General features: G+C 65.4%; 10 protein-coding genes and 1 pseudogene. All 11 read left to right on the forward strand.

Annotated elements, in window-relative coordinates:
- Positions 1–257: 257 nt before the first annotated feature.
- The 11 genes and pseudogenes from QM470_RS00295 (at position 258) to QM470_RS00345 (ending at position 19,435) form a co-directional block, all read left to right on the forward strand.
- Positions 258–2,489 (forward strand): NADP-dependent isocitrate dehydrogenase, encoded by a 2,232-nt coding sequence (locus tag QM470_RS00295; RefSeq protein ID WP_283337707.1) that lies wholly within the window; start codon positions 258–260, stop codon positions 2,487–2,489.
- A 583-nt stretch (positions 2,490–3,072) separates the two neighbouring features.
- A pseudogene (locus QM470_RS00300) lies at positions 3,073–6,753 on the forward strand (autotransporter domain-containing protein); the annotation flags it as partial.
- 303 nt (positions 6,754–7,056) lie between these two features.
- Entirely contained in the window at positions 7,057–8,343 is a 1,287-nt protein-coding gene (locus QM470_RS00305; protein WP_283337709.1) for a nitrate regulatory protein, read from the forward strand.
- A gap of 434 nt (positions 8,344–8,777) precedes the next feature.
- Positions 8,778–10,016, forward strand: a complete 1,239-nt coding sequence (locus tag QM470_RS00310) for a CmpA/NrtA family ABC transporter substrate-binding protein (RefSeq protein ID WP_283338183.1) — start codon at positions 8,778–8,780, stop codon at positions 10,014–10,016.
- Positions 10,017–10,055: 39 nt separating this feature from the next.
- A complete protein-coding gene (gene ntrB / locus QM470_RS00315; protein ID WP_283337710.1) occupies positions 10,056–11,021 on the forward strand; it encodes a nitrate ABC transporter permease in 966 nt (321 codons plus the stop codon).
- Complete coding sequence (locus QM470_RS00320) at positions 11,018–11,848, forward strand: ABC transporter ATP-binding protein (RefSeq protein WP_066531891.1); 831 nt, start codon at positions 11,018–11,020, stop codon at positions 11,846–11,848. The genes ntrB and QM470_RS00320 overlap by 4 nt, the downstream gene beginning before the upstream one ends.
- Positions 11,849–12,166: 318 nt before the next feature.
- Positions 12,167–14,671, forward strand: coding sequence for a nitrite reductase large subunit NirB (gene nirB / locus QM470_RS00325; protein ID WP_283337711.1), 2,505 nt, complete (start codon positions 12,167–12,169; stop codon positions 14,669–14,671).
- A gap of 64 nt (positions 14,672–14,735) precedes the next feature.
- A complete protein-coding gene (gene nirD / locus QM470_RS00330) occupies positions 14,736–15,134 on the forward strand; it encodes a nitrite reductase small subunit NirD (protein WP_283337712.1) in 399 nt (132 codons plus the stop codon).
- 85 nt (positions 15,135–15,219) lie between these two features.
- Positions 15,220–18,081, forward strand: coding sequence for a nitrate reductase (locus QM470_RS00335; RefSeq protein ID WP_283337713.1), 2,862 nt, complete (start codon positions 15,220–15,222; stop codon positions 18,079–18,081).
- Positions 18,082–18,120: 39 nt separating this feature from the next.
- On the forward strand, positions 18,121–18,936 hold the full coding sequence (gene cobA / locus QM470_RS00340; protein WP_283337714.1) for a uroporphyrinogen-III C-methyltransferase: 816 nt from the start codon (positions 18,121–18,123) through the stop codon (positions 18,934–18,936).
- 178 nt (positions 18,937–19,114) lie between these two features.
- Entirely contained in the window at positions 19,115–19,435 is a 321-nt protein-coding gene (locus QM470_RS00345; protein ID WP_280024548.1) for an H-NS histone family protein, read from the forward strand.
- Positions 19,436–19,506: the final 71 nt, after the last annotated feature.

The following is a 19,506-nucleotide window of genomic DNA, read 5'->3' on the forward strand; positions in this document are numbered from 1 at the left end:
ATGAAGGCGGGCGGTCCGCAGGGCAGCATGCCGTTACCGGCCGGTGGTGAAGTCGCAGCTTGTGCATCGCAGCATAAAACACCGTTCCGTAGTGTGGAAGCTGGTGCTAAACTCAAGTCTTATACAAGAGTTGGGATTGCGATCGCAGGCCCGCTCTTGTGGTGCGCTACACAGATAGCGAGCCGGGCCTACCCGCCCGGTGCCAATACGCCACGCGCGCAGGCGCGGTTTTTGAACCCTAGACAACAGACCACAACATGTCTTCATCCTCCAAGATCATCTACACACTGACTGATGAAGCACCGATGCTGGCAACGTATTCGTTGCTGCCCATCGTGCAGGCGTTCACGCGCTCCGCTGGCATTGACGTCGAAACCCGCGACATCTCGCTGTCCGGCCGTATCCTGGCCCTGTTCCCCGAGCTGCTCAAGCCCGAGCAACGCATCGCCAACGACCTGGCCGAACTGGGCGAACTGGCCAAGAAGCCCGAAGCCAACATCATCAAGCTGCCGAACATCTCGGCCTCCATTCCCCAGCTCAAGGCTGCCATCAAGGAACTGCAAGGCAAGGGCTACGCCCTGCCCGACTATCCTGATGTGCCCGCCAACGACGTGGAAAAAGACGCCAAGGCCCGCTACGACAAGGTCAAGGGCTCGGCCGTGAACCCCGTGCTGCGCGAAGGCAACTCCGACCGCCGCGCACCGCTGTCGGTCAAGAACTACGCCCGCAAGCACCCCCACAAGATGGGCGCCTGGACGGCCGACAACAAGGCCCACGTGTCCCACATGGACGGTGGCGACTTCTACGGCAGCGAAAAGTCCACTGTGGTGGGCAACGCCGGCAATGTGCGCATCGAACTGGCCACCACCGCCGGAGCCACCAACGTCCTCAAGGCCACCACCAAGGTGCTGGCCGGTGAAGTGATCGACGCCTCCGTCATCAGCAAGAAGGCCCTGCGCAGCTTCCTGGCCGCACAAGTGCAAGACGCCAAGGACCAGGGCGTGCTGTTCTCCGCCCACCTGAAGGCCACCATGATGAAGGTCTCCGACCCCATCATCTTCGGTCACGTGGTCTACGCCTACTACGGCCCCGTGCTGGACAAGCACGCCGCGGCACTGGCCGAGATCGGCTTCAACGCCAACAACGGCATCGGCGACCTGTACGCCCGCCTGGACAAGCTGCCCGAAGCCAAGCGCGCAGAGATCGACGCCGACCTGAAGGCTCTGGCCGCCGACCGCCCCGCTCTGGCCATGGTCAACAGCGACAAGGGCATCACCTGCCTGCACGTGCCTTCCGACGTGATCGTTGACGCCTCCATGCCCGCCATGATCCGCGACTCCGGCGGCATGTGGAACGCCGAAGGCAAGCTGCAAGCCGCCAAGGCCGTCATCCCCGACCGCTGCTACGCTGGCGTCTACCAGACCGTCATCGACGACTGCAAGAAGCACGGCGCGCTGGACCCCGTCACCATGGGCACCGTGCCCAACGTGGGCCTGATGGCACAAGCTGCCGAAGAGTACGGCAGCCACGACAAGACCTTTGAAATCGCCGAAGCCGGCACCGTGCGCGTGGTCGATGAATCTGGCGCCGTGCTGCTGGAGCAAGCCGTCGAAGCCGGTGACATCTTCCGCATGTGCCAGGCCAAGGACGCTCCCATCCGCGACTGGGTCAAGCTGGCCGTCACCCGCGCCCGTGCCTCCGGCATGCCCGCCGTGTTCTGGCTGGACGAAAACCGCGCCCACGACGCACAGCTGATCAAGAAGGTCACCACCTACCTGAAGGACCACGATCTGTCCGGCCTGGACATCCAGATCATGTCGCCCGTCAAGGCCACCCAGTTCTCGCTGGACCGCATCCGCAAGGGCCAGGACACCATCTCCGTCACCGGCAACGTGCTGCGCGACTACCTGACCGACCTGTTCCCCATCCTGGAACTGGGCACCTCGGCCAAGATGCTGTCCATCGTGCCCCTGATGAACGGCGGCGGCCTGTTCGAAACCGGTGCCGGCGGCTCCGCCCCCAAGCACGTGCAACAGTTCGTGGAAGAAGGCTTCCTGCGCTGGGACTCGCTGGGTGAGTTCATGGCCCTGGCCGCTTCGCTGGAACACCTGGCCGGCTTTGCCAAGAACCCCAAGGCCCAAGTGCTGGCCGACGCCCTGGACGCTGCCACCGGCCGCTTCCTGGACGAAAACAAGAGCCCCTCGCGCAAGCCTGGCGCCGGCATCGACAACCGCGGCAGCCACTTCTACCTGGCTTCGTTCTGGGCCCAGGAACTGGCCAAGCAAGGCAAGGACGCCGAGCTGCAAGCCGTGTTCAAGCCCGTGGCCGAATCCATGGTGGCCAATGAAGCCAAGATCGTCGAAGAGCTGAACGCCGTGCAGGGCAAGCCTTCGGACATCGACGGCTACTACCGTCCCGATGAAGCCAAGACCGGCACCGCCATGCGCCCCAGCGCCACGCTGAACGCCATCGTCGGCAAGCTGGCCTAAAGCCAGGTCTTGTGCCCTGCCCCGATGAAGGGGCGGTGGCGACAGCTACCAAAAACCGGCCGTCCCTTTGCGGGGCGGCCGGTTTTTTTATATGCCACGCACAAGGCCTTTAGGGTGTTGGGGATGGCTTCTGTGCACAGAAAAAAACTGGGGTGGCTATTCGAAAGCGAAAGCAACGCCTCCGCACTTCACACAGCGGGACATATCTAGCGCCCTGCGACGAAACAGGCTATGCGGACAAGCACTCATCAACAACTGGCGGAGATACCCAATTTCAGTGATGTGCAAAGTAACAACCTGTTTGTAAGATTTGAAACCTGACCTGCGTCAACCAGCCTTCATCTCGGCGCGCACCTGAGTCTCCGCACTCACTCGCTTCTTACACGCTCCTGTTATGCCTCACTTTTTTGATTGGCAGCACTTGCCGCTGCATGCCCGGTTGGTGTCCGCCTTTCGAATGGGTATTCCCGCGGGATGTCTGCCATCCACCCTCACCCGGCAATGCCTGGCTGCCTGTCGCACGCTGCTGGTGTGCTTATTAGGATTACTGCTGTGCAGCAGCTATGCATTGGCCCAGCAGGTACCCACCGTCACCGGCGTTAGCCCCAACAGCGGCCCCACGGCCGGCGGTACCTTGGTCACGATCACCGGCAGCAATTTCATCCCGGGCGCTACTGTAGTGTCGTTTGGAGCCACGCCTGCCACCGGCGTTACCGTCGACAGCCCCACACAGATCACCGCCACCGCTCCTGCCGGCTCAGCAGGCACCGTGGATATCACCGTAACCACGGCTGGCGGTACCAACGTCACCAATACTGCAGACCAATACACCTATGTGGCAGCGCCAACGGTGACCAGCATATCGCCCACCAGCGGTCCGGCAACGGGTGGCACCACGGTGATCATTACCGGCACCAATTTCAGCGGTGCGGCGGCAGTGACTTTCGGTGGCACGATGGCATCTGGCTACACGGTCAACAGCACCACGCAAATCACGGCCACGGCACCGGCAGGTACGGGCACGGTCGATGTGCGCGTGACCACGGCCGGCGGTACCAGTGCCACCAGCGCAGCGGACCAGTACACCTATGTGGCAGCGCCAACGGTGACCAGCATATCGCCCACCAGCGGTCCGGCAACGGGTGGCACCACGGTGATCATTACCGGCACCAATTTCAGCGGTGCGACGGCAGTGACTTTCGGTGGCACGGCAGCATCAGGTTACACGGTCAATAGCGCCACGCAAATCACGGCCACGGCTCCAGCGGGCACGGGCACGGTCGATGTGCGCGTGACCACCGCTGGTGGCACCAGTGCCACCAGCGCGGCAGACCAGTTCACCTACACGTCACTTCCAACCCTGTCCATCAACGACGTTTCGATGTCGGAAGGCAATAGCGGAAGCACACCGATGACGTTCGCGGTGACGCTGAGTGCGGCCAGTGCCTCTGAAGTGACGGTGAATTACGCCAGCAGCAACGGCACCGCCATTGCAGGAGCTGACTACATCGCGGTGAGTGACACTCTCACCTTTGCAGCGGGGCAGACAAGCAAAACCCTCAGCGTTCCCATTCTGGGAGACACGGTTGTGGAGCCGCACAAGGCGTTTTCCATCACCCTGAGCAATCCTTCGAACGCCACCCTGACTAAAGCCACCGGCACCGGCACCATCCTCGATGACGACGCTGCCGCAATCACCATTGCCGACGTAAGCCTGCCGGAAGGCAATGCTGGCACCTCGGTGATGACGTTCACCGCAACACTCGACAAGGCAGTGTCTGGCGGATTCACAGTCAATTACGCCACCGCCAATGGCACAGCCACCACTGCCGACAATGACTATGTCGCGGCAACTGGCACGCTGACCTTCGCGGGGACTGCTGGCGAAACACGGACATTCACGGTCACGGTCAACGGAGACACACGTGTAGAGGCAAATGAGACCTTCACGGTCAGTCTGAATACGGTGAGCAATGCTGCTGTTTCTATTACAGACATCGCCGTGGGGACCATCGTCGATGACGACACTGCTGCAATCACCATTGCCGACGTAAGCCTGCCGGAAGGCAATGCTGGCACCTCGGTGATGACATTCACCGCAACACTCGACAAGGCAGTGTCTGGCGGATTCACGGTCAATTACGCCACCGCCGATGGCACAGCCACCACTGCCGACAATGACTATGTCGCGGCAACTGGCATGCTGGCCTTCGCGGGGACTGCGGGCGAGACACGGACATTCACGGTCACGGTCAACGGAGACACACGTGTAGAGGCAAATGAGACCTTCACGGTCAGTCTGAATACAGTGAGCAATGCCGCAGTTTCTATTACAGACACCGCCGTGGGGACCATCCTCAATGACGATCAGGTGGTATTGCCACCTGTAGCCTCGCCCTTTACCCACACGGCACCCTATAACGCAGGCACAGCACCCGCCATCACCTTCAGCGTGACCGCCCATGTGACCAACACCCCTATCAGCTATGCAGTGGGATCGGCCAGCACTACGCAGGGTGGCTCGGTCAGCATCAGCAATACAGGCCTGGTGACATACACCGCACCGGTAGGCTTCAACGGCACGGACCTTTTTACGTACACCGCTACCAATGCGGGCGGAACGTCCATGCCGGCGACAGTGAGCATCACCATCGCTGCCGATGTCCCTGCGGCACCTTCCGTCTCGGTAAGCACTGGCCCCAACCAGCCAGTAACGGTCAACGCCACAGCCAACGCCACGGGCGCGCCGTTTACGGGCTTGGTGGTGCATACCCAGCCTGCCAGCGGCAGCGTGGCGGTACAAGGCATGAATCTGATCTACACGCCCGCCGCTTCGACCCAGGGCACCATCAGTTTTGCCTATACCTTGGCCAACGTCGGCGGCACATCGGCACCGATCACGGTGACCGTGCAGGTGGCAGCCCGCCCTGACCCGACGGCCAATGCCGATGTACGCGGCCTGAGTACCGCACAGCAACAAGCCTCCGTACGTTTTGCTGGGGCCCAACTGCTGAACTTCACCCAGCGCCTGGAGCAACTGCGCAACCCGCAGCAACGCCAGGCGTTCCAAAACGGCCTGCAACTGGCCATGCCCCGTGCTGGCAACAACAGCATTCGCAACTGCCAGAACGTGCCCAGCATGCTGGGCCAGCAGGACTGCATTGCCCGCCAAGGGATGGACAGCGGTTCTGCCCTGGCCCCACGTTGGGGCCGCACGGCCCAGCCAGATGCGCTGGCCGCTGTCGAAGGGCTGAACGCCGAGCAAGCCTACGCCAGCCGCCTGGACAGCGAAACCGCCAACGCCCCGGCCACCTTGGGCAGCGCCCAACGCAACCTGGCCCAGCGCGCCGTGGCGCTGGGGGCAGGCACTACGACCCGCAATACCCGGGTCAACGCTGATGAGCCTCTGCCCGAACCAGGCAGCGCCGAGCGCCCGCGCCTGGCCTACTGGACCGCGGGCATGCTGGACTGGGGCTTTGCCGATGCCAGCAAAGGCCAGGACGACGGCTTGCGCTTCACCACCAGCGGCGTGACCATGGGCTTGGACTATCTGGTCAACGCCCAATGGACGGTGGGCATGGGCATGGGCTTTGCCTATGACCGCACGACCATTGGCGGCGAAGGCAGCCGCAACCACAGCAAGGGCGTGAGCACCGCGCTATACGGCAGCTGGAGCCCGGCCCCCGCCTATTTTGTGGATGGTGTGCTGGGCTACAGCCGCCTGCGCTTTGACAGCCGCCGCTGGGTGGCCGATGCCGGCGAGTTTGCCCAGGGTGAACGGGATGGTTCGCAGTGGTTTGCCTCGGTGTCCGCAGGCTATGAATGGCGCACGCAGCAGATGCTGCTCTCTCCCTACGGCCGCCTGCAGTGGGCCCGCAGCAACCTGGACGCCTACACCGAAACCGGCGCCGGCTGGCATGCACTGCAGTTTGGCGAGCAGCGCATCACCAGCACCTCGGCGTCGCTGGGTCTGCGTGGGGAAACCAGCCATGACACCCGCTGGGGCCAGCTGATGCCGTTTGGCCGCCTGGAATTGCAGCACGACTTTGACCACCAGTCCGACGTGCGCATTGCCTATGCCGACCTGAATGGGTCGCAAGGCTATGCCATCAGCAGCAGCCCCATCGGCCGCAACCGGGTGCAAGTAGGCTTTGGCAGCCGCCTGCAGTCGCGCATGGGTACGTTTGCGGCGGAGCTGCAGTTCACCCGCAGCAACACCAGCTTCCAGCGTGGCATGCGGTTGCTGTACACCACACGCTATTGAGCGCATCGGAAAGCGGGGATGGGCACAAGGCTTGCTCCGCATTCAGCGCCCGGTTGCTGACCAGCCGCCCTGCAGGGCGGCTTTTTCTTGGGTGCGCTGGAAGGGAATGTGTGTGGGTGGGGCTACGGTCAGCGGATGAATCTAGCGCCCAAAGCCATGAAAAGCAGAGCAACTTCAATTGCACATGGCAACCAGCTCGCTCCGATAGCCATCGCCACTCCCATGATCACATGGCTTACGCACATGCACCACCATGAGGCACAGAACTTGCTGCCTCCACGGTAAAGCACCGCACGCCCCACCATGACTTCTGCCTTGCATTACCTGATTGCCGTTCGCCGCTGTGAAATGGGCGAACTGGAGCAACTGCTGCATACCAGCACCCTGGTGCGCCAGCTGGGTGCGCTGATCCATGCGCTGCAGGCTGAGCGCGGCCTGTCCAACATCGTGCTGGCCAGTGGTGGGCAGCGCGGCACCAGCGTTCGGCTGGCGCAGGTCCAGACAGCGGACCGCTGTGCAGCACAGTTGCACCAGGCACTGGCGCAACTCGATCTGAATGCCTTCCAGGGCGGTCACGGTGCGCGGCTGTTCAACCATATTGCCTATGTGTTGCAGGGGCTGGACGCCTTGCCCGCGCTGCGCCAGCAGGTCGGCGCGCTGGCGCTGACACCCGATGCCGCCACCGCGGCCTATATCCGCCTGATCGCAGGCCTGCTGGCCGTGGTCTTCGAGGCGGCCGACAGCGCCACCGAGCCCGGCATTTCCCGCCTGCTGGTGGCCATGTTCCACTTCATGCAGGGCAAGGAACTGGCCGGCCAGGAGCGTGCCACCGGGGCCGCGGCCTTTGGCAGCGGCAGCAGCCAGGCCGCGCGCCAGCAGCACTGGCTGCATCTGATCGACGCACAGGAGCGCTGCTTCCAGGTGTTTGCCGATTGCGCACCCGCCACACCATTGGCGCTGTGGGAAAAGACCCAGCACCACAACCCCGAGCTGCTGGTGATCGAGCGCATGCGCCGCATGGGCTGCACCGCCGCCACCGGCCAGGCCTTGGATGCCGAGTTGAGCACGCCCTGGTTCGACGCCTGCACAGCCCGCATGGATGCCTTGTATGCCATCGAGGTGCAACTGGCCGACGAGCTGCAGCAACGCTGCACCGCCCAGCTGCAGGCAGCCCGACAGGCGCCGGAACCGCGAGCACTGTTGCAGCGCAGCGCCGGTGCGGGTGACGCCCCTGCCCCCACAGCGCCCGACGGCCTGCCCGATTTCTTCCATGCACCAGCCCCCGAAGCCACGCTGCAACTGGGTAACAGCCTGGCACCTCAGCTGGGCCAGTCGGTGCTGAGCCTGGTTCAGGAGCAATCCCAGCGGCTGCAGGCCATGCAAGCCGAACTGGAAACCGTGCGCTCCGCCCTGACCGAGCGCAAGACGCTGGAGCGCGCCAAGGGCCTGCTGATGGCGCACCGCCAGCTCAGCGAGAGCGAAGCACACAAGCTGCTGCGCCAGACCGCGATGAACCAGAACCGACGCCTGATCGATGTGGCCGAGGCCGTGCTGGCCATGGCCGATCTGCTGCCGCCGGCACAGGGTTGACCTGCCCGCACACCAGCCGAAACGCACCAACACACAGCAGCACCGGCGTCGCCCCCCTGCTGCAGCGCACCAAAACCGCGCTGCCATCCGCCAAGATGCGTACTGCAAAGCGCATCACCGCGCTCCATAAGCGGTGCTTCCCTGGGGAAGCCTGCCGTCGAAAAGCTGGCACGGTTTCTGCATTCCTCGGCAGTGAATCCCGGCCAACGGCGGTCTGGAATCAGCCCCCACACACAGGACAACGGCGTCCCCATCCCCTGCGCAGCGCAGACGGATCGGGACGCCGTTGTGCTTTGCAGCGCTGGAAACAGCCCCGTGGTGGGATCCGTCGTTCCGTTGAAAAAGCATTCGCCCCACGCACTGGAAGGAGCCGAACCATGGCACAGCACACCCCGGATACCGCTTGCACTCCCCCATCCACCCCGGCAGACCCCATGGAAGCGGGCAGCCGCCGCCAGTTTCTGCGCCAGGCTGGCGGCATCGCCGCAGGTGCCGCCCTGTACACCCAACTGGGGCATGGCGGCGTATGGGCCGCCGGATCGGACGCTCCGGAGAAGAAGGAAGTGAAGATCGGCTTCATCCCGCTGACGGACTGCGCCAGCGTGGTCATGGCCTCGGTGCTGGGGCTGGACCAGAAGTACGGCGTCAAGATCATCCCCACCAAGGAAGCCAGCTGGGCCGGCGTGCGTGACAAGCTGGTCAACGGCGAGCTGGACTTCGCCCATGTGCTCTACGGCCTGGTCTACGGGCTGCACCTGGGTGTGAGTGGCCCCAAGAAGGAGATGGCCGTGCTGATGACGCTCAACCAGAACGGCCAGGCCATCACCCTGTCCAAGAAACTGGCGGACAAAGGCGCAGTGGATGCCGCCAGCCTGGCCAAGCTCATGGCCAGCGACAAGCGCGAATACACCTTTGCCCAGACCTTCCCCACCGGCACCCATGCCATGTGGCTCTATTACTGGCTGGCATCGGCCGGGATCGACCCGCTCAAGGACGCCAAGGTCATCACCGTGCCCCCGCCGCAAATGGTGGCCAATATGCGCATTGGCAACATGGATGGCTTCTGCGTGGGCGAACCCTGGGGCCATCGGGCCATCATGGACAACATTGGTATCACCGCCGTCACCACGCAGGACATCTGGCAGGGCCACCCTGAAAAAGTGCTGGGCACCACAGCCGAATTCGCACAGAAAAACCCCAACACGGCGCGCGCCGTGATGATGGCCATTCTGGAAGCCGGCCGGTGGATCGATGCCAGCCTGCAGAACAAGCTGAAGATGGCCGAGACCATTGCCGGCAAAGCCTATGTGAACACCAGCGTGGACGCCATCAACCAGCGCATCCTGGGCCGTTACCAGAACGGTCTGGGCAAGACCTGGGACGACCCGAACCACATGAAGTTCTTTGCCGATGGCGCGGTGAACTACCCCTACCTGAGCGACGGCATGTGGTTCCTGACCCAGCACAAGCGCTGGGGCCTGCTCAAGAGCCACCCCGACTACCTGGCCGTGGCCAAGCAGATCAACCGCACCGACCTGTACAGCCAGGCCGCGTCGCAGCTGAAGGTGAACGTGCCCAAGGACACCATGCGCAGCAGCAAGCTGATCGACGGCGTGGTGTGGGACGGCAAGGACCCTGCCAAGTACGCCGACAGCTTCAAGGTCAAGGCCTGAGCCTCTGCCCCTCTTCATTGATCTATCAGGAGAAGCACCATGGTCAGTGCCATCTTTCATTCCCCGCGCGGTGATGCAGCCCCACCCCAGGGCGCCATCGCCACAGCGGCCGCCAACGATGCCATCCACGGCACCCCTGCCACGGCACACACCGGCACCACTGCTCACGTCCCTGCCGCCGCAACCAGCATTACGCCGCCCGCACCTTCGCGCCTGCGCCAGCGGCTGGCGGCACTGGCGCAGACCGTGCTGCCTCCCGTCATGGGCCTGGCACTGCTGGTGGGCCTGTGGTCGCTGGTGTCAGGCAGCACCGGTCGGGCCATTCCAGGGCCGCTGGACACCTGGCAGCAGGCCGTCGAGGTGTTCAGTGACCCGTTCTACCGCAACGGCCCCAACGACCAGGGGGTGGGCTGGAACGTGCTGGCCTCGCTGCAGCGCGTGGGCCTGGGCTTCGGGCTGGCCGCGCTGGTGGGAATTCCGCTGGGCTTTGTGATCGGGCGCTTCCGCTTTCTGTCACGCATGTGCAACCCGCTGATCAGCCTGCTGCGCCCGGTCTCGCCGCTGGCCTGGCTGCCGATTGGCCTGCTGGTGTTCAAGGGCGCCAATCCCGCCGCCATCTGGACCATCTTCATCTGCTCCATCTGGCCCATGGTCATCAACACCGCGGTGGGCGTGCAGCGCGTGCCCCAGGACTATATGAACGTGGCCCGCGTGCTGAACCTGAGCGAATGGAAGATCGCCACCACCATCCTCTTCCCCTCGGTGCTCCCCTATCTGCTGACCGGTGTGCGCCTGGCCGTGGGCACGGCCTGGCTGGTCATCGTGGCCGCCGAGATGCTGACCGGCGGCGTGGGCATCGGCTTCTGGGTCTGGGACGAGTGGAACAACCTGAACGTCAAGAACATCATCATCGCCATCTTTGTGATAGGCATCGTGGGCCTGCTGCTGGAATGGGCACTGGTGAAACTGGCTTCGGCCTTTACGTTTGAAGAGGTGAAAGCATGAACCATCCGACCTTGCACAACCCGTCGCTCTCCACCAAGTTCATCCAGATCCAGGGCGTGGAGCAGACCTTCACCACGACCAAAGGGCTGTTCCCTGCGCTGCGCGACATCAACCTGAACATTGCCAGGGGCGAGTTCGTGAGCCTGATCGGCCACTCGGGCTGCGGCAAATCCACCTTGCTGAACCTGATTGCCGGGCTGACCACCCCCACCGCCGGCAATCTGCTGTGTGCCAACAAGGAAATCAAAGGCCCGGGGCCCGAGCGCGCCGTGGTGTTCCAGAACCATTCCCTGCTGCCCTGGCTGACCTGCCATGCCAACGTCCATCTGGCCGTCGAGCGCGTGTTCGGCAAAAAGGAAACCAAGGCCCAGCTCCAGGCCCGCACGGCGGCCGCACTGGAACTGGTGGGACTGAGCCACGCCGCGCACAAGCGGCCGGGCGAAATCTCCGGCGGCATGAAGCAGCGCGTGGGCATTGCCCGGGCACTGTCCATGGAACCCCAGGTGCTGCTGATGGACGAGCCATTTGGTGCACTGGACGCCCTCACCCGTGCCAAGCTGCAGGACGAGTTGCTGGAGATCGTGGCCCGCACCCGGAGCACCGTGGTCATGGTGACCCATGATGTGGACGAAGCCGTGCTGCTCTCCGACCAGATCGTGATGCTCACCAACGGCCCCGCCGCCACCATTGGCGAAGTGCTGCAGGTGCCGCTGGCGCGCCCGCGCAACCGTGTGGCACTGGCCGAAGACCGGGACTACCAGCGCTGCCGCAAGGCGGTGATCGATTTTCTCTACACCCGCCAGGGCCATGTAGAAAAAGCGGCCTAGCCCCGCCCACAGACACCAGGCACCGCAGGCGTGCACTGCGGTGGTCCACGGCAAGCGCTGAACACACCACGAACGCACCACCACGGTGCGTTGCAATACCGGGTGAAACACCCGCTCCCGGGCAGGTCTCTGGCGCTAACTGGCACAGAAACTGCTTGAAATGGACAAGGCCACCGCTGGCCCGCAGACCTGCTATGCAATGGCGCAAAGCAGGTCGCACAAGACAAAGGCGTCTTTTCCCCGCAGCACACCGCTGCCCGGAGAGGACGCCTTTTTTGTTTTCGAACCTGGAATGAAGCAACCACCCACGGGGGCACGATGAAAAAATCCCAACTGGTTCTGGTAGGCAACGGCATGGCCGGTGTGCGCGCCCTGGAAGAGCTGCTGAAGATTGCACCCGATCTGTACCAGATCACGGTCTTCGGCGCAGAGCCCCACCCCAACTACAACCGCATACTGCTCTCGCCCGTGCTGGCCGGCGAGCAGACGCTCGATGAAATCGTGCTCAACGACTGGTCCTGGTACCAGGACCACGGCATCCATCTGCACACCGGCTGCACGGTGACCGAGGTGGACCGGGTGCGCCGCGTGGTGCATGGCGTGGATGCGGCGGGCAACACCATCAGCGCGCCTTATGACCGCCTGGTGCTGGCCACCGGCTCCAACCCCTTCATCCTGCCGCTGCCCGGCCACGATCTGCAGGGCGTGCTGGCCTACCGCGACATTGCCGACACCCAGGCCATGATCGACGCGGCCACCCGCTACCGCCATGCCGTGGTCATCGGTGGCGGCCTGCTGGGGCTGGAAGCGGCCAACGGCCTGATGAAGCGCGGCATGCAGGTGACGGTCGTGCATGCCAGCGAATGGCTGATGGAGCGCCAGCTCGACGATGTGGCCGGTCGGATGCTGCAGCAGTCGCTGGCCGAGCGCGGCATGCAGTTCCTGATGCAGGCCCAGACCCATGAGCTGCTGGCCGGCGACATCGGCCGCGTGCGTGCCGTGCGCTTCAAGGATGGCAGCGAAGTCCCGGCCGATCTGGTGGTGATGGCCGTGGGCATCCGCCCCAATACCGCCCTGGCCCAGCGCATGCACCTGCATGTGGACCGCGGCATTGTGGTCAGTGACACGCTGCAGACCGTGACCGACCCACGCATCTACGCGGTGGGCGAATGCGCCGCCCACCGCGGCGTGGCCTACGGCCTGGTGGCCCCGCTGTTCGAGCAGGGCAAGGTGCTGGCCAACCACCTGGCCGAATGGGGTATCGGGCGTTACCAGGGCTCGCTGACCTCCACCAAGCTCAAGGTCACCGGGATCGACCTGTTTTCCGCTGGCAACTTCCAGGGCGGTGCGGACACGGAAGAAATCGTGCTGCGCGACCCTTATGCCCCCGGCGGCGGCGTCTACAAGAAGCTGGTGATCCAGGGCGACAAGCTGGTGGGCGCCTGCCTGTATGGAGACACCGTGGACGGCAGCTGGTACTTCAAGCTGCTGCGCGAAGGCCGCTCGGTCGCCGACATCCGCGACCGGCTGATGTTTGGCGAGTCGAACATCGGCGACACCGGCCACGAAGGCCACAGCAAGGCCTCGGCCATGGCCGACAGCGACGAGGTCTGCGGCTGCAACGGCGTGACCAAGGGTGCCATCTGCAAGGCGATCAAGGACAAAGGCCTGTTCACGCTGGACGAGGTGCGCAAGCACACCAAGGCCAGTGCCAGCTGCGGCTCCTGCACCGGGCTGGTGGAACAGATCATCATGTTCACCGCCGGTGGCGACTATTCCAGCACGCCCAAGACCAAGGCGGTGTGCGGCTGTACCGACCATGGCCACCAGGCGGTGCGCGAGGCCATCACCCAGCACCACCTGCTGACCACGGATGCGGTCTTCCGCTTCATGGAATGGCGCACGCCCAATGGCTGCGCCACCTGCCGCCCGGCCGTGAACTACTACCTGATCAGCACCTGGCCCAAGGAAGCACAGGACGACCCGCAAAGCCGCGCCATCAACGAGCGCAGCCACGCCAACATCCAGAAAGACGGCACCTACAGCGTGATTCCGCGCATGTGGGGCGGCGAGACCACGGCCGACGAGCTCCGCCGCATTGCCGATGCGGTGGACAAATACCAGATCCCCACGGTCAAGGTCACCGGCGGCCAGCGCATCGACCTGCTGGGCGTCAAAAAGGAAGACCTGCAGGCGGTGTGGAACGACATCGGCATGCCCAGCGGCCACGCCTACGCCAAGGCGCTGCGCACCGTCAAGACCTGCGTGGGCAGCGAATGGTGCCGCATGGGCACACAGGACAGCACCCAGCTGGGCAAGGACCTGGAGCGGGCCATGTGGCGCATGTATGCGCCGCACAAGGTGAAGTTTGCCGTCAGCGGCTGCCCGCGCAACTGCGCGGAATCGGGCATCAAGGATGTGGGCATCATCGGCGTGGACAGCGGCTGGGAGATGCACATCGCCGGCAACGGCGGCATCAAGACCGAGGTGGCGCATTTCTTCACCAAGCTCAGGACGGCCGAGGAGGTGCTGGAGTACACGGGGGCCTTCATGCAGCTCTACCGCCTGGAAGGCTGGTACCTGGAGCGCACGGTGCACTACGTGAATCGCGTGGGCCTGGACTACGTGAAGCGGCGCATTCTGGAAGACGCCGCCGGCCGCAAGGCCCTGTGGGAACAGCTGCAGTTTGCCCTGGATGGCGAACCCGACCCCTGGTTCGAGCTCGACAAGGCCCATGTGGATGCCCGCCAGTTCCAGCGCGTCATCCCCATTCTCCCGGCCATGCCTCCGCTGGCGGCACCCACCCAGACCGCCAGCGTGTGATGCACCGCCCCGGCAGGCCTTCATGAATCCCTCATCAATACCAGCAGATCCGAAAGGAATAGCAATGACCACCTGGCAAGCCATCTGCGCCGTCCACGACATCCCCGTGCTGGGCGCGCGCCGCGTCGCCCGCCCCCAGGGGCTGGACGTGGCCTTGTTCCGCAATGCCGAGGACGAAATCTTCGCCCTGCTCGACCGCTGCCCGCACAAAGGCGGGCCGCTGTCGCAGGGCATGGTGTTCGGCCGCAGCGTGGCCTGCCCGCTGCACAACTGGACCCTGGGTCTGTGCGACGGCCAGGCCGCCGCGCCCGACGAGGGCTGCACCCCCGCCTTTGCTGTCCAGGTGCGCGACGGCCAGGTGTTCATGGATGCGGCCGAGCTGGCCACCAAGGCCACCGACCTGAGCCGTCCCATTGCCGGACCGGCCCGCCGCTGCGGACAGGACGCCAGCAACGCTGCCTGAACGCAGCACCACTCTCAAGCTCAAGCATGGTGGCATGTACAGACCCATCTGCACACGCCACCTCACACCCCGGAAAGCCCACGCCATGGCCGAAACCCGTTCCACCTGCCCGTACTGCGGCGTCGGCTGCGGTGTGATCATCCAGTCCGAAGGGACGCAGATCACCGGCGTGCGCGGCGACCCCCTGCACCCGGCCAACCACGGCCGCCTGTGCACCAAGGGCAGCACGCTGCACCTGACCGCCGCCCCCGCGCTGGCCCGGCAAACCCGGCTGCTGCAGCCGCTGCTGCGCGCTGGGCGCGGGCAGGCGCCCCAGCCCATCGACTGGGACACCGCGCTGGACCTGGCGGCCACCCGCATGGCCGATACCGTACAGCAGCACGGGCCGGATGCCGTGGCCATCTACGCCAGCGGCCAGTTGCTGACGGAAGACTATTACGTCTTCAACAAGCTGGCCAAGGGCCTGCTGGGCACCAACAACCTGGACACCAATTCCCGCCTGTGCATGAGCAGCGCCGTTGCCGGCTACAAGGCCACCCTGGGCGCCGATGCCCCGCCCGCCTGCTACGACGATCTGCAGCATGCCCGCTGTCTGTTCATCGTGGGCAGCAACGCGGCCTGGGCCCACCCCATCCTGTTCCGGCGCATCGAAGACGCCAAGGCCGCCAACCCGCAGCTCAGGATCATCGTGGCCGACCCGCGCCGCACCGAGACCGCCGAAATCGCCGACCTCTTCCTGCCGCTGCAGCCCGGCACCGATGTGCAGCTTTTCCACGGCATGCTGCACGCCATGCTGTGGGAAGGCTGGCTGGACACGGACTACATTGCCCGCCACACCAGCGGTTTCGACGACCTCAAGGCCCTGGTGCGCGAAGCCACCCCCGAGCGCGTGGCACGCGACTGCGGCCTGGACATGCAGGATGTGCTGCAGGCCGCACGCTGGTTTGCATTGGGTGGCGAAGACGGCAGCACCGCCCAGCGCGCCCCCACGCTCAGCCTGTACTGCCAGGGCCTGAACCAGAGCAGCAGCGGAACCGCCAAGAACGCCGCGCTGATCAATTTGCACCTGGCCACCGGCCAGATCGGCAAGCAGGGTGCCGGCCCGCTGTCGCTGACCGGCCAGCCCAATGCCATGGGGGGCCGCGAAGTGGGAGGCATGGCCAATCTGCTCAGCGCCCACCGCGATCTGGCCAATGCGCAGCATCGTGCCGAAGTGGCCGCCTTCTGGGGGGTGCCCAGCGTGCCGGCCAGTCCCGGCAAGACCGCCATCGAACTGTTTGAAGCGGCCGCCGACGGCCAGATCAAAGCCCTGTGGATCGCCTGCACCAACCCGGCCCACAGTCTGCCGGACCAGGCCACCGTACGCCGCGCACTGGAGCGTGCGGAATGGGTGGTGCTGCAGGACGCATTCGCCACCACGGCCACCGCCGCCTATGCCGACCTGCTGCTGCCCGCCACCACCTGGGGGGAAAAACTGGGGACCGTCACCAACAGCGAACGCCGTATCTCCCGCGTGCGCGCCGCCGTGCCGGCGCCAGGCCAGGCCCGGCACGACTGGCAGATCGCCACGCAGATCGCGCAGCGCATCGAGGCCCGCCTGCGCCCCGGCCAGCCCAGCCTGTTCGCCTATGACACCCGCAACGCTGCAGCAGGCGCCGAGCGGATCTGGAACGAACATCGCGACAGCACGCGCGGGCGGGACCTGGACATCACCGGCCTGTCCTGGCCGCTGCTGGAATCCGCAGGCCCGCAGCAATGGCCCCTGCCCGCCGGTGCGCAGGCAGGGACGGAACGCCTGTATGCCGACGGCATCTTTCCCACCGCCGACGGCCGCGCCCGCTTTGCCGCCCAGCCCTACCGTCCGGTCGCCGAGCCGCGCAGCGCGCGCTTTCCCTTTAGCCTGAACACCGGCCGCCTGCGCGACCAGTGGCATGGCATGAGCCGCACCGGCCAACTGGGCCGCCTGTTTGCCCACCAGAGCGAACCCGTGCTGAACATGCACCCGCAGGACATGGAGCGCAGCCGTCTGCAGCCCGGCCAGCTGGTGGCGGTGCGCAGCCACCATGGCCAGATCGTGCTGCCGGTGCAGGCCGATACCGGCTTGGGTCTGTCCCAGGTCTACCTGCCCATGCACTGGGGCAGCGAGTACCTGAGCGGACGCGACGCCCAGGGCCAGGCCGTGGGAGGCTTGAACGCACTGACCACCCCGGCGTTCTGCCCCCAGTCCAAGCAGCCGGAGCTCAAGCATGCCGCCGTCAGCGTGCAGGCCGTGGACCTGCCCTGGAGCTTGCTGGCCCGCGTCTGGCTGCCCCCGGAACGCGTCCTCGCCGCACGCCAGCAACTGGCCGCCTTGCTCCCTGCGTTTGACTTTGCCAGCTGCGTGCCTTTCGGCGAAAACGGCGCCCTGGAGCAAGCCGCCGGCGCCCGCCAGGGCCTGCTGCTGCGCGCAGCATGCGCCACGGCGCCCGATGCGGCCCTGTTGCAGCACGTCCGCCAGCTACTGCAGCTGGAGGGGCCGGACTTGCTGCATTACGCCGATGCACAACGCGGCCACAGCCGCACGCTGCGCCTGCGCGCCGGCAGCGGTGACACGGCGGGCCAGACCTGGCTGGATGGACTGCTGCTGTGCGGCGACACCCGTGCTGGCGGCTGGCTGTCGGCTTTGCTGGAGGGCGATGCCCCGCTGCAACTGAGCAGCCGGACCCTACTCAGCCCCGGTGCCGAGCCGCCCAGCGGCCTGGCCAGTGCCCGCAGCGTGACCGTGTGCAGCTGCTGGGGCGTGGGCGAACAGGCCATCACCCAGACCCTGCACCACTGCCGCGGCAGCGACGCCCAGCGCCTGGAACAGCTGCAAAACCAGCTGAAATGCGGCACCCAGTGCGGCTCCTGCCTGCCTCGGCTGCGTCAGTTGGTGCGCGACAGCGCTCAGCAAGCCCTGCCCGCCTGACCATGCCCCCGATATCCCTATCCGCCCAGGAGACCCACGATGAACCGCTCCCGCACCACCACCATCGCCCCCCGTCCCGCCCTGACCGGCTGCTGCACCCTGGTGGGCGCCGGCCCGGGCGATCCGGAGCTGCTGACCATCAAGGCACTCAAGGCCATCCAGGCGGCCACCTTGCTGCTGGTGGACGACCTGGTCTCCCCCGCCATCTTGGCCCATGCTGCGCCCTCGGCCCGCGTGGTGCATGTGGGCAAACGCGGCGGCTGCCAGAGCACGCCCCAGGCCTTCATCGAAAAACTGATGCTGATGGCGGTGCAGGAAGGAGAGAACGTGGTGCGCCTCAAGGGCGGCGACCCCTTTATCTTCGGCCGGGGCGGTGAGGAAGTGGAGCATCTGCGCGCCGCAGGCGTGGAGGTGCAGGTCATCAATGGCATCACGGCGGGGCTGGCCGGTCTGACCAGCCTGGGCGCACCGCTGACCCACCGCGACCGGGCCCATGGCGTGGTGTTCATCACCGGCCACGCCAAGCCGGGGGACGCCGGCACCGACTGGCGCCAGCTGGCCGCCACCGCCCAGGCCGCCAAGCTGACTCTGGTGGTCTACATGGGCGTGGCGGCGGCCGGGCAGATTGCGGCCGACCTGTGCGCCGGCGGTCTTGCGGCCGATACCCCGGTGGCGGCCATCCAGCACGCCAGTCTGCCCCAGCAGCGCCACGCCCTGACCTGCCTGGCCGACCTGCCTGCCGCCCTGGCGCGCGAACAGCTGGGCAGCCCCTGTGTGCTGGTGATTGGCGACGTGGTGCGCGGCGTGCAGGAGCTGGCGTTGACCCCGGCCTTGCCGCTGCAGGCCCTGGGCTGACGGAAAGGCAGGGGTATCCCCCTGTTTCGTGGCGGCCCGTGCACACCCCGGCAGCCAGCGCGCCCACTTCCGCTAATATGGCGTGCTGGCCCGGCCGGTTCCCCTCGTCCACACCGGTATCGGCTGCGCTCGCAGCCCCAGGGCTCTCATTTCATTGACCACCCACTCCCCCCGCAGAATGCCAAGCTACCAACAGCTGCTCGACCAAAAAGAAGAACTGGACCGCCTGATTGCCCAGGCACAGAAGAAAGAATCCGCCGAAGCCCTGTCCACCGTGCGCCAGCTGATCAAGGAATTCGGCTTTACCGCACAGCAGGTCTTCCCCTGGGCCGAAGAGAAGAAGGCCAAGGTCGCCGTCAAATACTACGACCCCAACACCGGCTCCAAATGGACGGGCCGCGGTAAGCCCCCCAGCTGGATTGCCGGCAAGGATTACAGCCAGTTCCTGCTGCCCACCCAGCAGCCGGCGGAAACCAAGCCGGAAATCCTGCTCTGGTAATCCAGCCCTGCGCCCGATCAAACGGCTGCCTCCCCAGGCAGCCGTTTTTCATGGTGCGGACCCTGCCGTCC

The organism is Comamonas sp. 17RB (genome assembly GCF_030056555.1).
Lineage (GTDB): Bacteria > Pseudomonadota > Gammaproteobacteria > Burkholderiales > Burkholderiaceae_C > Comamonas > Comamonas terrigena.